Here is a 22,399-nt window from a genome sequence, read left to right as displayed (position 1 = left end):
CTTTGATTTCTTTGTTGAAATCAAATCCACCTTCCCTTGAAAAAAGGGAGGGAGCTTATTGTGCTTGTTTGAAAATGAATAATGAATAACGAATGGCGAATACTGAAGTAAAAAAAGCAGCTTATTAAACGACAACAGACAACAGACAACAGACAACAGTGAAAAAGAACATACTCATCGTCACTTCCGAATTCCCGCCACAACCTGGGGGGATAGGGAACCATTCGTATTATTTGGGCTTGTATTTGTCTAAAAACGATTATACTGTTTCGGTGATTGCGGATCAGCGGGATGTTGAGAATAGGGAAGAACGAAATTTTGATGCCGGCTTGCCGTTTTCTGTGCATCGGGTTTCTTTGAAACGGATTAGACCTTTTATGTATGTTGAACGGATTGTAAAAACCTTTCAAGCCTTCAAGCACACCGACTATGTGATTGCCACGGGTAAATTTTCCCTTTGGAATGTGGCATTCTGTTCGCTTTTTTTTAAGCGTCACAAAATGGCGGTGATCCATGGGACGGAGGTGAATTTTAAATCGGCTACTTTGAGAAAGACCATTGACTTATCGCTTAAACGGTTTGATATTATAGTGGCAGTATCTCAATACACTAAGCAGTTGGTGGCGCATTTAAACAGGAAGGTTGAAGTCATACCTAACGGGATTGAAGTAAGCCAATGGAAAGCCGATGAGATGTCCAAAGGCCGTTTGAAAGGATTTCCTGTTTTAACTACGGTCGGCAGGGTGAGTTCGCGAAAAGGTCAGTTGCAGGTCATAAGATTATTACCGGAATTGAAAAAGATGTATCCCAAGATCCATTATCACTGTATCGGGATTCCCACCGAAGCTGAAGCATTTTTAAGTCAGGCAAAAGCTTTGGGGGTGACAGAGCATGTCACTTTCCATGGGGCTGTAGATGATCAGACTTTAAAGGCATCGCTTTTAGCAACCGACGTGTTTGTGATGTTGAGTACTGAGAGTACTACGGGTGATGTGGAAGGCTTTGGGATCGCTATTTTGGAAGCCAACGCTTTGGGAATTCCGAGTATTGGTTCTAAAGGCTGTGGGATAGAGGACGCCATTGCAGATGGGGGGTCAGGATTTTTAGTGGATCCACAGGATGTGGCTGATTTTAGAAATAGCCTGAATAGATTGTTGGACGATGCTCAGAAATTCAAATCTCAAGCAAAAACTTGGGCAGAACAGCATGATTGGAACCAGATTATTAAACAGTATCTCAACCATTTGCCATGAGAAGTTTGACCATTATTTCGCATACTGAACATTATATCTTGCCTGATGGGAGTCTTGTGGGCTTAGGTTCTACGGTGACTGAAATTAATGAGCTTTTGGCAATTTTTGATAACATTACCCACGTGGCAATGCTGCATCATACTGTAGCACCTCCAAGTGCCTTGCCGTATGTGTCCGATAAAATTAGGTTCGTGGCTTTGCCAGCAGTTGGAGGTGAAACTTTGAGCGCCAAAATGGCCGTCGTGGTTAAAGCGCCTAAAATATTAGGGACAATTCGTAAGGCACTAAGAGCATCCGATTATTTTCAATTTAGAGCTCCTACAGGGATGGGTGTCTTTGTGATACCTTATTTACTAATGTTTAATTCGCAAAAAGGCTGGTTTAAATATGCGGGGAATTGGAAGCCTTCCGACGCACCATTAACATATCGGTTCCAGAAATGGCTTTTAGAAAGACAATCCCGTCCAGTAACCATTAATGGGTTTTGGGAGGATCAACCGAAACATTGTCTGAGTTATGAAAATCCTTGTTTGACTGAGGAAGAAATTCAAACAGGACAAATGGTCATAGCCTCAAGAAAGTTTCAATTTCCTTTGGAGCTTTGTTTTGTAGGTCGTTTGGAAACCGCCAAAGGAGTAGATATGATTATTGAGAGTTTAGCAGGTTTGGGTGCGCAGTCACTCCGTAAAATTAGAGCTGTTCATCTGGTCGGTGCAGGCGGGCAAATGGCAGCCTATCAAAAAAGGGTGGATGGTTTATCTTTGCCGATAATATTTCATGGGTTTCTCTCAAGAATTGAAGTGCATGAAATTTATAAAAAATCGCATGCTATTTTATTGCCCTCTGCCTCCGAAGGGTTTCCTAAGGTAATTGCGGAAGCCATGAATTATGGATGTATACCCATGGTTTCAAACATTTCTTCTATAAGTCATTATGTCAACCACAAAGAAAATGGATTTTTGATGGAAGATTTAAAATCATATTACTTGAAAAAATGCCTTATGTCGTTATTGGATATGGACGAGTATGCGTATAAAAAGATGGTATCAACCTCTCTGAATTTTATTAATACTTTTAGCTATACTTATTACAATCAGCGTCTCTTAAAAGATATTCTATAATGCCCCATATTTTAAAATAAAAAATGATATTTTTAACCCGAACTAATTCTTTGTCATTTAGTTGATGATTCTTAAAAAAATACACTGGACTTTAAAGCGGCATCCTTTTTTGTATATGACCCGATTTCGGTTATTGTCCAAGAATTCTAGTGCTACTGCTATTGCGTCTATTTCTTATAATGATTGGAACAAGAAAGATGATGTGCCTAGTAATTTTTACAAAATTAATTCGCGTATTTTCGAGCAATCAAAACCCGATACAGACTTAGAGGTAATTAAACAATTGGTGTCTTGGTTAAATAAGCATACAAGAGTAGGACCTGGTTTAAGTGAGCCTTCTGACAAGGCGCTTGAAATTATGGTAAATGGAAAAGGAGGGGTATGCAGCGATTTAGCACAAATTTTTAATAATTTTTGTGTGATTAACGATATTAAAGTCAGGGAATGGGGCACTACCAGTGCACCCTTTAATCGTGAAAACGGAGGACACTCGTTTAGTGAGGTGTTTATCAAAGAGTTAAAAAAATGGATATTGATAGATCCTTCATGGGGCATGTTTTTTTATAATAAGCAGGATGAAGCTTTATCCGTTCTGGAATTGTACCAATTGTCCCGAAGAGGGGAAGTTATAGGATATCGTTCTTTTGTTGACGGTAAGGTAATTGATGATGAACAAGTAACTAAAAATTATTTAAATCCAGATGTCACCCCTTTCTTGATTTGTGATTATCGAAATAAAATCTATGATCGGTTCTTAAAGACATGGAGACCCCACATCCCTGTGTTTTTAATACATTTTATGATTTACGCGATGGGAAAGAGTTATCACTATAAATTTCCGATGGACGATTATAAAAAGATATTTTCCTAAAGGTTTCTTCTCTCATTTTGAAAATGAGATTAACGATAATATAATATCTTGCAGCATAATTTAATTTTAAACTCCTATCAAATCAATTTTGAAGACTAATGTTACCTATATCACTGCTGTCGGTTTTCATGTGGCTCTAGGGTTATTGATCTTTCTGAATGAAAGTGTTGCAAAACTCTATTTTTTTGCAGCGACTTTTTATTTTGTGTACCGCATTATCACGGTTGTAGGAAATGAAAAAACTTTTGAAGTATTAAAGGCGTGTGCTTATTTTGTGGGGGCGGAAGTATTCTTTAGGGCCACAAAAGGTGGAATCTCCTATGAGGCAGGAAAATATATGGTTATTCTTTTTGTCTTGATGGGGATGTTTTATAAGGGTTTGTCAGGTAAAGGCTACCCTTATTTTATATATCTCATGTTTTTAATTCCATCGATTTTTGTGGCGTCTACCACTTTGAGTTTTGACGCAAATTTTAGAACTAATATTGCTTTTGTTTTAAGTGGTCCTATTTGTTTGGGTTTGTCGGCTTTGTTCTGCTATAATAAGCATATATCTTTTAAACAAATGTCACAAATTTTATTGTATATGTTACTGCCTATTATCGCACATACTGCCTTTGTTTATTTTTATGCACCTGATTTGCGCGATGTTTTGACAAGTACGGCATCTAATAGTGCGGCCGCTGGTGGCTTTGGAGCCAATCAAGTGGCAAGTGCTTTAGGTCTAGCCATGTTCATCCTAACTGTTCGCATATTTTTAAACTCACCAACATTTAATGTTAAGCTATTGAATACGGTTCTTTTAATTATTGTTTCGTACCGTGCTATACTTACATTTAGTAGAGGAGGTGTAATTACAGGACTTTTGTGCATTGCAGTTTTTTTAGTTATGTATTATGTTCAAGCAAAGCCAAAGGTTCGAAGTCAAGTGTTAAGTGTCTTTATTTTGTTTATTGGGGCATTAACCTTGGCATGGGTGATAAGCTCTAACCAATCTGGTGGCCTTGCAGATAAACGCTATGCTAATCAAAATGCTGCAGGTATTGAAAAGGAAGATATTACCACCGGTAGAACGGAGTTATTTATGGATGAAATAGAAGGTTTTGTTACAAGTCCTTTTTTAGGAATAGGCTCCAGTCGTGCTAAAGACCAACGTATTGAAGAGGCTCAGCAAGGGTTGACTTCTCACAATGAAATAAGCCGCACCTTGGCAGAACATGGGATTTTTGGGGTAATCATTTTAGTTATACTCATATTTAAGCCTTTGAACATGCGCGCTAACAATAGACAAAATTATTATTTTTATGCCTTATTAGCTTTTTGGTTTGCTACTATTAATCACTCCTCAATGCGGATTGCTGCACCTGCCTTTATATATGGCCTCGCTTTGTTAAACGTTAGAAATGAAAAACGTACTCTACGTCGGAAACCATCTCCAAAACTCACAGACTAATCTTAGTTACAGTGCAGTTTTGGGACCATTGCTAGAGCAAAGTGGCTATGAAGTGCGTTATACCTCCAATAAAACCAATAAAGTACTGAGACTTTGGGATATGCTATGGACCACATTTATCTCTCGTACAAAAACAGACCTCGTACTCATTGACACGTACAGCACCCAGAATTTTTATTATGCCGTGTTGGTCAGTCAGTTGTGCCGACTTTTAAAATTGCCTTATATTCCCATTCTGCACGGTGGCAATTTGCCAAACCGTTTAGAAAATTCGCCAAAACTCTCCAAAAGACTTTTTAAGAATGCTTATGCGAATGTCTCCCCGTCCCTATATTTAAAAGAGCGTTTTGAAAAAGCTGGCTATCAAAATGTGGTGTTTATTCCCAATACCATTAGCCTCGAGAATTATCTACAACACGTAAAAACCTATGATACACCCCGACTTTTGTGGGTGCGCTCCTTTTCTGAAATTTATAATCCGACTTTGGCGGTTATGGTGTTGCATGAACTTAGGCAACGTGGTTATGATGCAACTTTATGTATGGTAGGACCCGATTCGGATGGGAGTTTGGCCGAGGTGAAGGCCTTAGCGGAACGACTTAGTGTGTCCGTTATGTTTACTGGAAAACTCACAAAGGCAGAATGGATTGCGCTTTCCGTGGATTATAATGTGTTTATCAATACCACCAATTTTGATAATATGCCGGTAAGCGTCATTGAAGCTATGGCCTTGGGGCTTCCTGTCGTATCCACCAATGTGGGCGGCATGCCGTATTTGATAGAGGATGGGTTGGATGGGCTTTTGGTGGCTCCAAGTGATAAAATGACGATGGCGGATGCGATTTGTACGGCTTTTGAAGATGTTGATCGGACGGAGGCTATGGTTGTTAAGGCGAGGTACAAGGTGGAGAGCTTTGATTGGAGCAGAGTGAAGGGGCTTTGGGAGGCGATGTTGGGGAGTGATGAGTTATGAGTTCAGAGTTTGGGATTTACGACTCGCCTGAATATACCTTTTTAGGTACAGGCGGGTTGATGACTTGCCCGAACGTGCCTTTTTAGGTAGGGGCGGGTTGAGGATTTTTGATTTTTGAATATCGAATAATGAATGTTGAATATCGAATGATGAAGTTATAGTTCGGGCTGTTGTGTAAAGTGACGTATGCAGGTTTATGATTGTTGACTCGCCCGAACGTACCTTTTTAGGTAGGGGCAGGTTGAGGATTTTTGATTTTTGAATATCGAATAATGAATGTTGAATATCGAATGATGAAGTTTTAGTTCGGGCTATTGTGGGATGTGACGTATGCAGGTTTATGATTTTTGACTCGCCCGAACGTGCCTTTTTAGGTAGGGGCGGGTTGTTGATTTAGGAATATCGAATAATGAATGTTGAATATCGAATGATGAAGTTATAGTTCGGGCTGTTGTGTAAAGTGACGTATGCAGGTTTATGATTGTTGACTCGCCCGAACGTACCTTTTTAGGTAGGGGCAGGTTGAGGATTTTTGATTTTTGAATATCGAATGCTGAATACTGAACACCGAAGTTTTAGTTTTGGCTATTGTGGGACGCGACGAACGCGGTTTTGAGATTGTTGACCCGCCTGAACGTGCTTTTTCGGTACGGGCAGGTTGACGATTTTGGAACGCAGATGTGCCCGTCCGTAATAAAGCGATGGTGGAAAATTGAAAATGAAAGGTTTAACTGATTTTCTTATTGTTTTTATAGATGCGAGGATATAAGATTAAATTATTGAATCCGTGAAAATTCGTGTAATCAGTGTCTGAGAAAAGGCAAACTTCAATTTGTTGAGTTGTTACACAAACCTACCTGCCGGCGAGGCAGGGTTCCGCAGAGATCCACCGAGTTACACAGAAACTAAACCTGAAACTCGAAACAAGCCTGCCCGTCCGCAGCATTTGCGAAGGCGGGAAACTCGTAACAATCGATCTGCTGACATTTTAGTTAAAAACCGTTGTAGGCTTGTAGAATTGTGGAGACTTATTATCTTCGCTTTAAGTTTATTTTAACAAATGGCAAAAAAGGGAATTCATTTTCAAGTTTCAGAGCGCAAACTCTTACTCCGTGGAATGGATTTGGTCATGGTAGTGCTCGGTCTGTATTTGCTGAGTCTCTTTTTTGATTATACTTATCTGGAGATATGTTGGGAAAACAGCGTAGCCATAATGCTGCTTTTACTCTATTTAGCAGTCTTTGGGACGGTTTTTGAAATTTACGATTTACAGAAATCGAGTCAACTTGATGTGACGTTTAGAACCATTGTACTCATGGTTTCCACTAGTGTGCTGCTTTATTTTTTGACTCCAGTACTGACCCCGTTCTTGCCTGAGAAACGTCTTCAAATTGTCTATTTTTATCTAACCATTGTCTTCTGCATCTTTTTTTGGCGCATTGGCTATGTCAGTTTGATTGCCTCGCCCCGCTTTTATAAAAAGGTATTGTTAGTGGGAGAAGTTGCTTATGTAGAAGCCTTCGTCAAAGCGCTAAGTCAATCTGATCCGCATTATAAAATTGTGGGGTTTATCAATTGCGAACTTCCTAAGGCGCACCTCGTAAAGTTTAAGGGAATTCCTGAATTCCAGCCCAATGACCTGATGCAGCTGATTATTGACCATAAAATTTCGGAAGTAGTGGTGGCCAGCTTTAATACGGAAACCATCACAGCAAACATTTATAGTGATTTGATGCAGCTTTTGGAGCGGGGATTCACGATTAGGGAATATACCCAGGTGTACGAAGAGATTACGCATCGGGTGCCCATCCAATTTGTCGGAAAGGATTTTTATAAGTATTTCCCGTTTAGCCGCAGCAACCAAAACACCTTATATCTTTTTTTTCACCGCATATTTGATATTCTGTTTTCCATCATTGGCTTGCTGGTTGGGATTTTGATTCTGCCATTTATTCTAATAGGAAACCTTTTTGGCAACAATGGGCCTTTGTTGTACAAGCAAGAACGGGTGGGTAAAAACGGAAAGATTTTTAAGATTGTCAAGCTGAGAAGCATGATCGTCAATGCCGAAACCAATGGTGCCGAATGGGCGAAAGTCAATGATGTGCGGATCACAAAGTTTGGAAAATTTCTTCGGCGTAGTAGATTAGACGAAATCCCCCAGTTTTATAATATTCTTAAAGGCGATATGAGTGTGATTGGTCCCCGTCCAGAACGGCAATTTTTTGTGGATGAACTCGCCCGAACCATTCCCTTCTATGAAACCCGACACATTGTAAAGCCTGGTCTGACAGGGTGGGCACAGGTAAAAACGCGCTATGGCGGCACTGTAGATGAAAGCATGGTTAAATTGCAATATGACCTCTTTTATATCAAACACAGAAGCCTGTTTTTAGATTTGAATATTATGGTCAAGACCTTGAGTACGGTGTTGTATTATAGAGGGCAGTAATGAGTAGTGGGTAGAGGGTAGTGGGTAGTGGGTAGTGGGTAGTGGGTAGAGGGTAGAGGGTAGTTGGTAGTGTGAATATCCCTGAATAGAGTTGACCGTTATTCGTTCCTCCAAAAGTCTAATCCATCCTCACCCCTTTAGGGGCTGGGGGTAATGCCCTAAAAAAAAGCCTTTTCGATAATAAAGTCATTGCTAAACTTTGTATGCCCTTTTGGCTTTTAACGACTGACGATTCTTAATTAACGATTTTTGAACACGGAACACTGAATATCGAATAATGATGAATATCCCTGAATAGAGTTTACCGTTATTCGTTGCTCCAAATGCCAAATCCGGCCTCACCCCTTTAAGGGCTGGGGGTAAAGCCCTAAAAAGCATATTCGATAATTGATTAACGATTTTGAACACAGAATACCGAATAATATATAATGATGGGTGACAAATAGCAAATTATCGATTTACGAACTGCCCAAACGTACCTTTTTAGATAGGTGCGGGTTGATGAATATCCCTGAATAGAGTTGACCGTTATTCGTTGCTCCAAATGCCAAATCCGGCCTCACCCCTTTAAGGGCTGGTGGTAAAGCCCTAAAAAAGCATCTTTTCGTTAAAAAGTCATGGCTAAGCTTTGTATCCCTCTTGGCTTTTAACGACTGACGATTTTTGATTAACGATTTTTGAACACGGAACACTGAATATCGAATAATGATGAATATCCTGAATAGAGTTGACCGTTATTCGTTCCTCCAAAAGCCAAATCCGGCCTCACCCCTTTAGGGGCTGGGGGTAAAGCCCTAAAAAAGAATCATTTCGTTAAAAAGTCATTGCTAAGCTTTGTATGCCCTTTTGGCTTTTAACGATTAACGATTCTTGATTAACGAATTTTGAACACGGAACATCGAATATCGAATAATGAATAATGATGGGTGACAAATAACAAATTATCGATTTACGAATTGCCCAACGTATCTTTTTAGATAGGCGCGGGTTGATGAATCTCCCTGAATAGAGTTGACCGTTATTCGTCGCTCCAAAAGCCAAATCCAGCTTCGCCCTTTTAGGGACTGGGGTTAAAGCCCTAAAAAAGCACCTTTTTCGATAAAAAAAGTCATTGCTGAATTTTGTATGCCTTTTTGGCTTTTAACGATTAACGATTTTTGATTAATGATTTTTGAACACGCAACACCGAATATCGAATAATGAATAATGATGGGTGACAAATAATAAATTATAGATTTACGACTTGCCCAAACGTACTTTTTTAGTTAGGCGCGGGTTGATGAATATCCCTGAATAGAGTTGACCGTTATTCGTTTCTCCAAAAGCCAAATCCAGCCTCACCCCTTTAGGGGCTGGGGGTAAAGCCCTAAAAAAGCATCATTTTGTTAAAAAGTCATTGCTGAGCTTTGTATGCCCTTTTGGCTTTTAACGATTAGCGATTCTTAATTAACGATTTTTGAACACGGAACACCGAATATCGAATATCGAATAATGATGAATCTCCCTGAATAGAGTTGACCGTTATTCGCTACTCCAAAAGCCAAATCCAGCCTCGCCCCTTTAGGGGCTGGGGGTAAAGCCCTAAAAAAAAGCCTTTTCGATAATAAAGTCATTACTAAGCTTTGTATGCCCTCTTGGCTTTCAACGATTAACGATTTTTGATTAACGAATTTTGAACACGCAACACCGAATATCGAATAATGAATAATGATGGGTGACAGATTACAGATTGTCGATTTAAGATTTGCTCAAACGTACCTTTTTAGTTAGGCACGGTTTGATGAATCTCCCTGAATAGAGTTGACCGTTATTCGTCGCTCCAAAAGCCAAATCTGGCCTCACCCCTTTAGGGGTTGGGGGTAAAGCCCTAAAAAAATACCTTTTCGATTATTGATTAACGAATTTTGAAAACTGAACACCAAATAATGAATAATGATGGGTGAGTCAGCACAACATATAAAAGAGAACCCACAACCGACAACCCACAACCGATAACGGACAACCGATAACCGATAACCCACAACTGCCCAAGAATTTTCCAAATCAATTCGTATCTTTGCAGCTTCAAAATAAAAAACAAGAAATAATGCAAGACGGTTTATATGCAAAATTTGTCACCAATAAAGGTGAAGTATTAGTGAATTTAGAATACAAGAGAACCCCGGGAACGGTTGGTAATTTTGTGGCGTTGGCAGAAGGGAATTTAGAGAATTCTGTCAAGCCCCAAGGCCAGCCATTTTATGATGGTTTGAAATTTCATCGGGTGATTCCTGATTTTATGATTCAAGGGGGTTGCCCACAAGGCACAGGAACTGGAAATCCAGGCTATAAATTTGACGATGAGTTTCATCAAGACTTACGACATGATGCTCCAGGTGTTTTGTCGATGGCTAATTCAGGACCAGGATCAAACGGTAGTCAGTTTTTTATAACGCATATTGCCACCCCTTGGTTGGATGATAAGCACACTGTATTTGGAAATGTGGTTGAGGGCCAGGATGTGGTTGATGCCATTGCGCAAGGTGATACGATTGAAAAAATAGAGATTGTCAGAGAGGGTGAAGATGCCAAGAATTTCAATGCTGTTGAAGCCTTTAGAACGTTTGAAGGCTCAAGAGAAAAACGCATTGCGGAAGAGCGCAAAGCGAAAGCGGCTGAACTTGATAAATTAGCTGCTGGTTTTGAACAGACCGACAGTGGACTACGCTACAAAATAATCAATAAAGGAAGCGGAAAAGCGGCTGAAAAAGGCAAAACGGTTTCCGTGCATTATAAAGGGCAATTGGCCGATGGTACTGTTTTTGATTCCTCGTACAAACGTAACCAGCCTTTGGAATTTCAAGTTGGTGTGGGGCAGGTGATTTCAGGATGGGACGAAGGTATTTGCTTGTTGCAAGTTGGCGACAAGGCACGTTTGGTCATTCCTAGCGATTTGGGCTATGGGTCACAAGGCGCTGGTGGTGTGATTCCTCCAAATGCCATTTTGGTTTTTGACGTAGAATTGATGGAGGTCAAGTAAGCAGAGAACCAACTTTTTGGAAAAAAGTTGTGTGAATCGCTTAAGCTGAGCTTTGACGAAGTATCCCAGAGAACCAACTTTTTGGAAAAAAGTTGTGTGAATCGCTTATGCTAATCAAGAACAAAGAACAAAGAACAAAGAACAAAGAACCAAGAACCAAGAACCAAGAACCAAGAACCAAGAATCAAGACTCAAGAACCAAGAACCAAGAACCAAGAACCAGAACTGCTAAGCAATTCTTCTTGTGTCAAGGGAATTCATTTGATGGCCAGTAGGAATCAACATTCAAGATTCAAGAACCAAGAGCCAGGAACCAAGATTCAAGATTCAAGAACCAAGATTCAAGAACCAAGAATCAAGACTGCTTAGCTGTTCTCCTTGTACAAAAAAGTCGATTGTGGTGTCTGGTTGGAACAACGGCTTAAAGTCTTTTTGAAAGTTAATTAGTGAAGTCACTTACAGGCAAGTCGATTTAATAATAAAAAAGTCTCATTTTTTAATGGGACTTTTTTTTGTCCTTAACAGAAAGCAACTAAAACCGAATGAAGACAACTCAATTTGTCAGGCCCTGTCAGTCTCGATGAATGGGGTTCTACAAAAGGTTGGATTGAAAATCACATAAATCATTGGCTATAAACCTGTCCACGATGGGGTTTCAACGCATCTCTTATAGGTTTCATCTGATCTTCGGGTGTAATTAAAAAAGCAATCGCGTGAAACTCATTCAGGGCTTCAAATCCTGTAGAGAGATCTTCGTAATTTTCTGCCTCAATAAATTCGTTGAGATGAATGGCATGGTGTTCTGCGATCTTTATGCCATTGGGCCCTTTAAAATCCCATATTAATTTTAGTTTACGCATGAGCTACTGAGGTTCCGTTTTCAACATAGTTTTTAAAATCTTTCATAGTCAGCAAGGTTTGTTTTTTGAAAGCTCTGGGCATCAGCCATAGTTTCAGTCGCATGTTAAAGTTTAATGGTATACATTCATTGATACTGGTCCATCGCGTTTGATTTTGGGATGTGGCCTTGAAAAAGTTTTCTTGAAGATGGTCCAAAGCATTTGTGGCGTAGGAGCAATGAAGCTCATGGGGTAGGTTTTTATGAGTGATGGTTTCAATCTGATCTAAATTCCGCCCGCCAATCTTATAATGTAATTTCATTTTTGCACCAAGTTCATTCGGGATTCCCGATAAATGTTCGATCATCACCATGCCGCGGTGCCAATGGATGATATGTTCTGTAATGCTAAATTTTTTAGCGCAAATCTCTAACGGCGCTTCAATTAGAATGTCTAATGTAAATTTCATTGATCAAAGGGGATGAAAATGTCAAGTTAAAGGTACAATGGATTCTAAAAAAAATAGATATTCCAATGCTTAACTGCAAAAAAAACTGCTAAGCGGTTCTTATTGACCTTTGAAAGGAGCCGTTATTTGCATATCCTCAAATCATCCTAAAAATTTGAAATTATCTATTTAAAATCCGACTTCACCTTATAGATGTCAGGACGGGCATGCAACAAATCGGCATGGTATCTTCAATGTTTTTCTTAAGCCGAAAATCGGAAATGCAAAAACTATTATGGGATAAAATTGCTGTGCAAGGTCTTGAATTGATTTTTATTACAGGTCTATTTCAGGTGTGGTTATACTAAATACCGATGTGTTTCGTTTGAAAAAAAGCGACTTGTTTTATGCACTAATTGTATTATTTTTGCAACTATCGTCAATCTATTTTTAACAAAAAGATAAGGCTGCACTTTCAAAAGACGAAGAAATAGCCCTATTTTAAAATGAAGATATCAAATTAGCATAATGAAATTATATATCAGTTTATTGGTGCTTTGGCTCTCGGCCTTTGCAAATGCGCAAGTGACTCCTGAAGACATCTTGTTTACCGTTGATGGCGATCCGATTAAAGCGGAAGAATTTATAAGAGTTTACAATAAAAATCTCGACTTGGTAAAGGATGAAAGCCAAAAGGACATTGATGGCTATCTCGATCTTTTTGTGAATTACCAATTAAAGGTCAAAGAGGCCAAGCGATTGGAGCTGGATCAGGATGCGACCTATATTCGTGAGTTTTCCTCGTACAGAGATCAGTTGGTTAAAAACTACCTGTCCGATTCAAAGGTTACAGAGGCCTTGATGAAAGAAGCCTACGACAGAATGGGCTATGATGTAAAGGGGTCGCATATCTTAATTCGTTTGGATGAAAATGAAACCGACACCTTAAAAGTATATCAGGAGTTATTAAAACTGCGTGATCGTGTCATCAAAGAAGGCTTTGAGAATGTGAAGCGTGAGGTCCACGACGGGAAGACTGTTTTTGCTGAAGATTTGGGTTATTTTTCAGCTTTTAAGATGGTTTACGAATTTGAAAATGCTGCGTATAATACAACGGTTGGCGATGTGTCCATGCCTTTTAGAACCCGTTTTGGTTATCATATTGTCAAAGTGGAAGATAAGAGACGCTCACTGGGCGAGGTGACCGTAGCACACATCATGGTTGTACCCAATGAGGAGGATGAGTCATTTGATCCTGAAAAACGCATCCATGAAATCTATAAGAAACTCAATCAAGGTGAGGCTTTTGAATCCTTGGCCAAACAGTTTTCTGACGATAAGAGTTCTGCTAATAATGGTGGGGTCTTGGCGCCATTCACTGGAGGGCAGATAAGTGCACCTGAATTTGAGAAAGTGGCCTTCAATATGAATGCTATTGGAGGTATATCAGAGCCATTTAAAACCAATTACGGGTGGCATATTATCAAACTGTTAGATAAAAAAGGAATCCCACCGTACGATGAGGTAAAGTTTGATATTGAAAATAAAATTCAGCGCGATTCTCGCTCCAGTCTGATCAATTCTTCCATGGTCAATGATCTAAAGGCAAAATATGACATTGTGATGAACCCTAATGCCAAAGGTTATTTTGAGTCCATTATGAATTCTAATTTCTTCTCGCGTTCATGGACCTTGCCCAAGAATTTTGAAAAAGATCAAATCTTACTGACCATTGAAGCGGACACCTTAAGATACAACGATTTTGGACAACGGCTCATGAGCATACAAAACGTGTATGTTGACCAAAAAATGCCTTTTAGAACGGTTATAGAAAAGGAATATAAGAACTTTGAAGAGAACGCTATTTTAAAGTATCATGAAACTAATTTGGAGTTTGAGAATGAGGAGTTTGCCCAAATTTTAGGGGAGTATAGAGATGGGTTGCTGTTGTTTGACCTAATGGAAAAGGAAGTATGGAATGCCGCTGCTTCTGATACTATCGGTCTCCAAAAATACTATACAAAACACAAGGACGATTATTTTTGGGAAGACCGTGTGGATGTTCTTATTGCCACAGGAGCTAAAGAAAATGATATCAAAACGGTGGCGCGACTGTTGAGAAGAGGCCAGTCTGCGGATGATATCAGCAAAGAATTAAACACCCAAAACGAACAGAAAGTAATGTTTACTAAAGGTATCAGGCCTTCCAGTGACGAAAGTTTGCCTCAGGATGGCATCTTAAGAACTGGACTTTCTAAAGTGTATCGCTATAATGATGCCTATCATGTGGTCAAGGTCAATGCCTTATTGCCAAAAACCAATAAGACTTTCGACGAGGCCAAGGGTAAGATCATCAGTGATTATCAAAACAGGCTGGAGGCCAATTGGCTCGAGTCGCTTAATGAGCGCTATGAGGTGGTGATTGATGCTGATGTATTACAAAAAGTGAAATCTCAAATCCAACCCGAAATTGATTAAAAGAGCACTTTTCATACTCGTCATTTGTAGCTCTTTAGTCGCTTGTAACTTCTTTAAGCAGACGGATGATAGAATACCTATTGCACGAGTTGGAGAGTCTTACCTCTATAAAGAAGACGTTGAAGATTTGGTGGCCGGAGGAACATCTGTAGAGGACAGTACTCTTTTGGTCAACGGTTATATCACCCGTTGGGCCACCCAGTTATTGTTGGTTGATGGTGCCAAACGAAATCTGCCCGAAAACATACAAAACGAATATAATAAATTGGTCAATCAATATAGAAACGACCTGTATACTAAAGCCTATGTGGAAACCTTAGTGAAGCGAAACATAGACACGGCGGTCTCCATGTCTGAGGCGCTGAAGGTTTATGAGAGCAATAAGGAATCGTTTAAGCTTAATGAGGCATTGATTAAATTAAGATATATTAATATTCCACAGAATGCGATCAATAGAGACGAAATTGAAAAACGCTTTAAGAGCTTTGATGAAACGGACAAACGCTATCTGGATTCTTTGGCCATTCAATTCAAATCGTATTTCTTAAACGACTCCGTCTGGATCAATGCTGCCCAAGTGGCAGAGAAAATTCCTGTGGTTAATGTCGACAACAAAAAAGAACTGTTAAAAAAATCTAATTATATACAGCTCAAAGATTCAATAGGACTATATTTGATCCAAATTAATGACGTCCTAGAGCAGAATGATTATGCACCTGTAGAATATGTAAGACCGACGGTCAAACAGATCATACTCAATCGTAGAAAATTAGAACTCATCAAGCAATTTGAAAAAGATATTACAAAAGATGCTATTAAAAACAATCAATTTGAAATTTACAACTAATCTAAAATACGCATTAAGCATAGTTGCCCTATGTTCTTATGTGTTTACTTCGGCTCAAGAAATTATTGAAGAGGGCGTTGAAGAAAAGGAAATAGTAAAAGATACCGCTACTCAAAAACGGATTAAAGTTGATGGTGTGGTTGCTGTTGTAGGCGATTATATTGTTTTGGACTCCGACCTTGATAAGCAATTGGCCCAGTTGGAAGCTTCTGGCGTTTCAAAATCAGATATGCCTAACCGTTGTCAGTTGTTTGGAAAGTTGCTTGAAGATAAACTCTATGCCCATCATGCGGTGCAAGATAGTATTGTAGTTAATGATTTGGAGATTCGTTCTCAAGTGGATCAGCAATTTAACTATATATTGGAGCAAATGGACGGCAGTTTGCCAAGAATGCTCAAATTTTATAACAAAGACACTGAAGAGAGCTTGCGTGAGGAAATGTTTGAAATCAACAAGAGTCAGCAACTTGCAGGCCGGATGAAAGAGAAAATTGTTGCAGATATTGAGGTGACTCCAGAAGAAGTAAGACAATATTTTAATGACATTCCTAAAGAAGAGCGGCCGTTTTTTGGTACGGAATTAAAGGTTGCTCAAATTGTGATCATTCCTAAAATATCTGATGCTGAAAAACAAGTTGTTATCGATAAGCTTAAAGAATTTAAAGAAGATGTAGTTGAAAGAGGTGCAAGTTTTACCTCAAAGGTAGTTTTGTATTCTGATGATGTTGCTTCACGACGGACAGGAGGTTTATATACCTTAAATAGAAAGCGTCCACAGATGGTAAAGGAGTTTAGAGATGTGGCATTCTCAATGCAGGAAGGGGAGGTTTCTGATCCTTTTGAAACTGATTTTGGCTACCATATCATTTACTTGGAAAAGATAAGAGGTCAAGAGTATGATGTGCGCCATATTTTAATGCGACCTGAAGTCACTCAAGAAGCCATTAAAGAAGCCAAAGAAAAAATGGAACTCGTCCGTAAACGTATTGTGGATGGCGAAATCACTTTTTCTCAAGCGGCTAGGGAGTTCAGTGATGAAGAAGAAACGCGTAATGATGGTGGACAGTTGATTAATCCCCGCACACAAGATTACAGTTTTGAATTGACCAAAATGGATCCGGAGCTTTATACACAAATTGAAAGTTTAAAGGATGGGGAAGTCAGTTTGGTGCTTCAGGATGAAGACCGTATCAATCCGATTAAATTCAAGATTTTGACCGTTACGGATCGGATCAATGAGCACGAGGCCGATTTTGCCAAGGATTATTTGAAAATTAAAAATTTAACAGAACAGGACAAGCAGTTCAAAGCTATTGAAAAATGGGTCGATGAGAAAGTGATGGACACCTATATTAATATCAATGGCGAATACAGAAATTGTGATTTTGAAAGTAATTGGTTAAAAAAGGGATAGTATGTCTGACGTAGCTGCGGTAGAACAGTTTGTTGAAAAGTATAAAGCTTTAAAGATTGAAATCGCTAAAGTGATTGTGGGTCAGGATGAGGTAGTCAACCAAATCCTGATTTCGATTTTTTCTGGCGGACATGCGCTGCTGATTGGCGTACCGGGCTTGGCAAAGACCTTAATGGTCAATACCATTGCCCAGGCTTTGGGACTTGATTTCAAACGCATCCAATTCACTCCTGATCTAATGCCAAGTGATATTCTTGGAAGTGAAATCTTAGACGAGAACCGACAGTTTAAGTTTATCAAAGGGCCCATATTTGCCAATATTATCTTGGCGGATGAAATCAATAGAACCCCTCCAAAAACCCAAGCGGCATTATTGGAAGCCATGCAGGAACGTTCTGTAACCGTAGCGGGACATCACTACCAATTAAATTTACCCTATTTTGTACTGGCCACCCAAAATCCAATTGAGCAAGAAGGAACCTATCCCTTGCCGGAAGCACAATTGGACCGTTTTATGTTTGCTATACATTTAGAATACCCTTCTTTTAAGGAAGAGGTGCAAGTGGTCAAGGCCACAACCACTGATCTTAAACCAAAGATTAATCCGTTGTTTTCAGCCCAAGAAATTAATGATTTTCAAAATCTGATCCGTCGCATTCCTGTGGCTGATAATGTAATTGAATATGCCGTAGCCATGGTGGGCAAAACACGTCCCAAAGAAACAACAGCATCCGATTTGGTAAGCGAGTTTGTCGATTGGGGTGCAGGTCCAAGGGCGTCGCAAAACCTGATCTTGGCCGCAAAAACCCATGCTGCTATCAATGGTAAGTTTTCTCCAGATATTGAAAATGTACAAGCGGTAGCCAATGGCATCCTCAGACATCGGATCATCAAAAATTATAAGGCCGAGGCAGAAGGGATTACGGACGAACAGATCATTAAAAGTGTATTTTAGTGAATTTAAAGCTATTCATCTTACCACTTATTCTGTTTTTATCTGGTTTTGTATTTGTCATAATAGGAAGTCTATTCAAAATCATGCATTGGCAGTTTGCTGTTGAAGCTTTAATTGTTGGGATGACTCTTAAGGTTGTTGCTTTAATTATGGCCATATTCAAGCTGATTAAGATATACAATACAAACACAAATTAAACAGTAGTTCAAGGTCCTTTGGCAACCGATCAAATCTTCTTCCAAAAATGATTATCGAGCCCTTTTATTTGTAAACGCTTATTTTCAAAGTAAGATGAATGTTTCTATCCAAATGTTGAGAAACTTTTCTTGAATAGCAATATGGATATTTGACCTCTATTTGCTGCATTATATAATCATGTTTGAAATTGGGACCCTATTTTATATCAACTGAAAATTTCAGCTATGCTTATAATGGTGTACATCCGCCATTAAGTTTTAAATCCTCGGCTATATTCGATTGAAAATACAATTCCTATTTCATACCTTGTGGGCTTGCCGGCCCGTGTCGGTTGGACAGGGCACAAGTTTTTTGGTTTAACTTAATCTATTTGAATGCGAAAAGAACGTAATTTTGGATTGGACTTGGTAAGGGCCATTGCCATTACTTTGGTCGTCCTATCCCATGCGACATTTTTCTTTGTTCAAGATACCGAGAATTTAATTGTGGTCTTTATGCGAACAATGGGGGCTGTGGGTGTCGATTTGTTCTTTATACTAAGCGGGTTTTTAATCGGCGGTATATTGCTCAAGGAAATTGATCAAAACCATACCAGATTCTCTAATTTAATAAGGTTTTGGAAACGGCGCTGGTGGAGAACCTTGCCCAATTACTTCTTAATATTGCTTATTAACATCGGAATTATCTATGCCTTCTCAAAGGATCTGCCGGATAGTATTGGTTCTTATTTTGTGTTTCTTCAGAATTTTTCAGATCCTCAGTCAGAATTTTTCACCGAATCCTGGAGCTTGTCAATTGAAGAGTACGCCTATTTATTTCTGCCTTTTCTTCTCTTCTGTGGTTTTTATATCTTTAGAGATCGAGAGCACTCCGTTTTTTTATGGACTACGTTAGCGGTTATTTTCATGGGATTTTTATTGAAAATTCAATTCTACATCAATACTGAGTTGTTAAACCAAAAGGACTGGAGTTCCGCATTCAGAAAAGTCGTAATCTATAGATTGGATGCCATATATATCGGGTTTTTACTGGTGTATGTGATGCGACAGTGGCCGAACTTTTTTCAAAAGCTCAGATATGGTCTGCTGTTTTTGGGTATGGCTGTTTTTGCCGGAACCCATCTTCTTATTTATATGATGAATTTACAACCCCAAACGCATCTCTATTTCTACGTCTTTATGTACCTGCCTTTGATATCAATGAGCTGTGGGCTGGTATTTCCTTATGCCATCGGGATGAAACGCAGTACCACCTTTAACGGGATCATTTATTTTATGAGCACCCGATCTTATGCCATTTATCTGGTAAATTTTTCTGCAATATTGTTGTGTTTCTATTATTTTGTCGATTTTAATTCAGCTTCGTTAAGCTTAAAAATGGTATTGTGTACCGTTTATTTACTGCTGACCTTGAGTATTTCAAACCTGGTTTATACCTATTTTGAGAAGCCGATTTTAAATTACCGCGACAAAAAGCTGGGGTAGATGCCTTTCAATTTTCTTTTATAAAATGGTGACGGCTAATGGTAAGTTGATAATTCACTATTTTATACCTAGCAATTTTGCCAAATTCACTATATTATCGCGTATAATTCAATATTCATTGAGAGATGTTTAATGTTTATTTGATTCCGTTAGAGATTTTTAAAAGTCTCTTAAATTTTGTAAATTTGCAAACTCCGAGTCCTCGGAACATAAAATAAACATCAACCTTAAAATATACTCTATGGCATTTGATATTGACATGATTAAAAAAGTTTACAAAACTATGCCTGAGCGTGTGGATAAAGCACGTCAGATTGTTGGTAAACCTTTAACTTTATCTGAAAAGATTTTATACGCCCACCTTTGGGATGGAAATCCAACAACCGCTTTTACAAGAGGTAAAGACTATGTGGATTTTGCTCCTGACAGAATTGCTTTGCAGGATGCTACGGCGCAAATGGCACTGTTGCAGTTTATGCAAGCAGGAAAGCCTAAAGTTGCCGTGCCTACTACAACGCATTGTGATCACTTGATTCAAGCAAAACAAGGCGCAGCACCAGATTTGAAACGGGCTAATGAAACAAGTAGTGAAGTTTTTGATTTTTTAGCGTCAGTATCTAATAAGTATGGTATCGGATTCTGGAAACCGGGAGCTGGTATTATTCACCAAGTGGTTTTAGAAAACTATGCATTTCCTGGTGGCATGATGATTGGTACCGATTCGCATACTGTAAATGCAGGTGGATTGGGAATGGTAGCTATTGGTGTAGGTGGAGCAGATGCTGTGGACGTAATGGCCGGGATGGCGTGGGAATTAAGATTTCCTAAGCTAATAGGCGTTAAATTGACAGGTAACCTGAATGGATGGACAGCTTCAAAAGATGTCATCTTAAAAGTGGCTGGTATCTTGACCGTGAAAGGTGGAACCGGTGCTATTGTTGAGTATTTTGGACCTGGTGCAAAGAACCTATCCTGTACAGGTAAAGGGACCATTTGTAATATGGGCGCAGAAATTGGTGCGACGACCTCTACCTTCGGCTATGACGATTCAATGGAGCGCTTTTTAAGAGCAACAGACCGAAATGAAGTGGCTGATGAAGCCAATAAAATCCGTGAGTATTTAACTGGTGACCCTGAGGTTTATGAAAATCCTGAAGAGTATTTTGACCAAGTCATTGAAATTGATCTAGATAAACTTCGTCCGCACTTAAACGGACCGTTTACCCCTGATTTGGCAACTCCAGTGGGACAACTTGGTGAACTTGCTAAAGAGAATGGATGGCCAATAAAAGTAGATTGGGGCTTGATAGGATCATGTACCAACTCCTCTTATGAAGATTTGACCCGTGCGGCTTCCATTGCGAAACAGGCCGTAGATAAAAATATAAAAGCAAAATCAGACTTTGGAATCAATCCAGGTTCTGAGCAAATCCGCTACACCGCAGAGCGTGACGGAATTTTGAAAATCTTTGAAGATTTAGATGCTACGATCTTTACAAATGCCTGTGGTCCTTGTATTGGACAGTGGGATAGAAGTGATTTAAAAGGAGATGAGAAAAACACGATTGTACACTCGTTTAACCGTAACTTCTCAAAACGTGCCGATGGTAACCCAAATACACACGCCTTTGTAGGATCTCCTGAAATGGTAGCTGCCATTGCAATTTCTGGACGATTGGATTTTGATCCGATGAATGATGTCTTGATCAATGAAGATGGGCAAGAAGTAAAATTGGATGCACCACAGGGTATAGAATTGCCTCCAAAAGGTTTTGACGTTGAAGATGCGGGCTATGTTGAGCCGGTTGAAGATGGTAGCAACGTGGAGGTTTCAGTGAGTGAAACTTCTGAGCGTTTACAGTTGTTGGAGCCTTTTACGCCTTTAGGAAATTCAATTACTGGTGCCAAACTATTGATCAAAGCTTTTGGTAAGTGTACCACAGATCATATTTCAATGGCTGGACCATGGTTGCGTTATAGAGGACATTTAGATAATATTTCCAACAATATGCTCATTGGTGCTGTCAATGCTTTTGGTAAGAAAACAAATTTTGTCAAAAATCAATTGACTGGTGAGTATGGAGGTGTTCCTGATGTAGCCAGAGACTATAAAGCCAAAGGCATCCATACCATTGTTGTGGGGGATCATAACTACGGTGAAGGATCTTCTCGAGAGCACGCTGCTATGGAACCAAGACATTTGGGTGTTGCTGCGGTATTGGTAAAATCTTTTGCGCGTATCCATGAAACAAACCTTAAAAAACAAGGGATGTTGGGCTTGACCTTTGATAACGAAAATGATTACGACTTAATTCAGGAAGATGATACCATCAATTTCTTGGATTTGGATCAATTTGCACCGGATAAACCTTTGCATATAGAGTTTGTTCATGCTGATGGAAGCAAGGACGTAATTAAAGTTAACCATACGTACAATCAGCAACAAATAGATTGGTACAACGAAGGATCTGCTTTAAACTTGATTAAAAAACAAAATGCTTAATAAGTAGATCATTGAATCAGCTTATTTTTTATTAGTGTTATTTTTATAAAACTCCCGATGCAAATTGGGAGTTTTTATTTCCACCAATGGG

General features: G+C 39.2%; 16 protein-coding genes. 14 read left to right on the top strand and 2 right to left on the bottom strand.

Annotated elements, in window-relative coordinates:
• Positions 1-158: 158 nt before the first annotated feature.
• The 7 genes from H3Z82_RS19770 to H3Z82_RS08040 all read left to right on the top strand — a co-directional run bounded on the left by H3Z82_RS19770 (position 159) and on the right by H3Z82_RS08040 (position 11,142).
• A complete protein-coding gene (locus tag H3Z82_RS19770; RefSeq protein WP_182204625.1) occupies positions 159-1,253 on the top strand; it encodes a glycosyltransferase family 4 protein in 1,095 nt (364 codons plus the stop codon).
• Positions 1,250-2,374 (top strand): glycosyltransferase, encoded by a 1,125-nt coding sequence (locus tag H3Z82_RS08065; protein ID WP_182204623.1) that lies wholly within the window; start codon positions 1,250-1,252, stop codon positions 2,372-2,374. The genes H3Z82_RS19770 and H3Z82_RS08065 overlap by 4 nt, the downstream gene beginning before the upstream one ends.
• Positions 2,375-2,507: 133 nt before the next feature.
• The gene (locus tag H3Z82_RS08060; protein ID WP_182204621.1) at positions 2,508-3,245 is read left to right on the top strand and encodes a transglutaminase-like domain-containing protein; all 738 of its coding nucleotides are present in this window, start codon (positions 2,508-2,510) and stop codon (positions 3,243-3,245) included.
• Between the two features lie 88 nt (positions 3,246-3,333).
• Positions 3,334-4,698, top strand: coding sequence for an O-antigen ligase family protein (locus H3Z82_RS08055; RefSeq protein ID WP_235982404.1), 1,365 nt, complete (start codon positions 3,334-3,336; stop codon positions 4,696-4,698).
• Positions 4,649-5,671, top strand: a complete 1,023-nt coding sequence (locus H3Z82_RS08050) for a glycosyltransferase family 4 protein (protein ID WP_182204618.1) — start codon at positions 4,649-4,651, stop codon at positions 5,669-5,671. The genes H3Z82_RS08055 and H3Z82_RS08050 overlap by 50 nt, the downstream gene beginning before the upstream one ends.
• A 1,060-nt stretch (positions 5,672-6,731) precedes the next feature.
• Positions 6,732-8,123: an exopolysaccharide biosynthesis polyprenyl glycosylphosphotransferase gene (locus H3Z82_RS08045; protein ID WP_182204616.1), complete on the top strand. Its 1,392-nt coding sequence runs from the start codon at positions 6,732-6,734 to the stop codon at positions 8,121-8,123.
• A 2,086-nt stretch (positions 8,124-10,209) separates the two neighbouring features.
• Positions 10,210-11,142, top strand: a complete 933-nt coding sequence (locus H3Z82_RS08040) for a peptidylprolyl isomerase (RefSeq protein ID WP_182204608.1) — start codon at positions 10,210-10,212, stop codon at positions 11,140-11,142.
• Positions 11,143-11,765: 623 nt separating this feature from the next.
• Here the strand turns inward: H3Z82_RS08040 and H3Z82_RS08035 are convergent.
• A complete protein-coding gene (locus H3Z82_RS08035) occupies positions 11,766-12,002 on the bottom strand; it encodes a hypothetical protein (RefSeq protein WP_182204606.1) in 237 nt (78 codons plus the stop codon).
• The gene (locus H3Z82_RS08030; RefSeq protein ID WP_182204603.1) at positions 11,995-12,450 is read right to left on the bottom strand and encodes an SRPBCC family protein; all 456 of its coding nucleotides are present in this window, start codon (positions 12,448-12,450) and stop codon (positions 11,995-11,997) included. The genes H3Z82_RS08035 and H3Z82_RS08030 overlap by 8 nt, the downstream gene beginning before the upstream one ends.
• A 507-nt stretch (positions 12,451-12,957) precedes the next feature.
• On the opposite strand from H3Z82_RS08030, the gene H3Z82_RS08025 reads away from it, so the two are divergent.
• The 7 genes from H3Z82_RS08025 to H3Z82_RS08000 all read left to right on the top strand — a co-directional run bounded on the left by H3Z82_RS08025 (position 12,958) and on the right by H3Z82_RS08000 (position 22,308).
• Complete coding sequence (locus H3Z82_RS08025) at positions 12,958-14,907, top strand: peptidylprolyl isomerase (RefSeq protein ID WP_182204601.1); 1,950 nt, start codon at positions 12,958-12,960, stop codon at positions 14,905-14,907.
• On the top strand, positions 14,900-15,754 hold the full coding sequence (locus H3Z82_RS08020; RefSeq protein WP_220459147.1) for a peptidyl-prolyl cis-trans isomerase: 855 nt from the start codon (positions 14,900-14,902) through the stop codon (positions 15,752-15,754). Before H3Z82_RS08025 ends, H3Z82_RS08020 begins: the two co-directional genes overlap by 8 nt.
• Entirely contained in the window at positions 15,717-17,168 is a 1,452-nt protein-coding gene (locus H3Z82_RS08015; protein WP_182204598.1) for a peptidylprolyl isomerase, read from the top strand. Before H3Z82_RS08020 ends, H3Z82_RS08015 begins: the two co-directional genes overlap by 38 nt.
• A 1-nt stretch (position 17,169) precedes the next feature.
• Positions 17,170-18,123 (top strand): AAA family ATPase, encoded by a 954-nt coding sequence (locus H3Z82_RS08010; RefSeq protein ID WP_182204596.1) that lies wholly within the window; start codon positions 17,170-17,172, stop codon positions 18,121-18,123.
• Complete coding sequence (locus tag H3Z82_RS19805; protein WP_394368099.1) at positions 18,123-18,320, top strand: GldL-related protein; 198 nt, start codon at positions 18,123-18,125, stop codon at positions 18,318-18,320. The genes H3Z82_RS08010 and H3Z82_RS19805 overlap by 1 nt, the downstream gene beginning before the upstream one ends.
• Positions 18,321-18,695: 375 nt before the next feature.
• Positions 18,696-19,805 (top strand): acyltransferase family protein, encoded by a 1,110-nt coding sequence (locus tag H3Z82_RS08005; RefSeq protein WP_182204594.1) that lies wholly within the window; start codon positions 18,696-18,698, stop codon positions 19,803-19,805.
• A 241-nt stretch (positions 19,806-20,046) separates the two neighbouring features.
• On the top strand, positions 20,047-22,308 hold the full coding sequence (locus H3Z82_RS08000) for an aconitate hydratase (protein WP_182204592.1): 2,262 nt from the start codon (positions 20,047-20,049) through the stop codon (positions 22,306-22,308).
• Positions 22,309-22,399 lie beyond the last annotated feature (91 nt).

The organism is Gelidibacter maritimus, from assembly GCF_014062315.1.
Taxonomy (GTDB): Bacteria; Bacteroidota; Bacteroidia; order Flavobacteriales; family Flavobacteriaceae; genus Gelidibacter; species Gelidibacter maritimus.
This window is presented reverse-complemented; position numbering and strand designations above follow the sequence as displayed.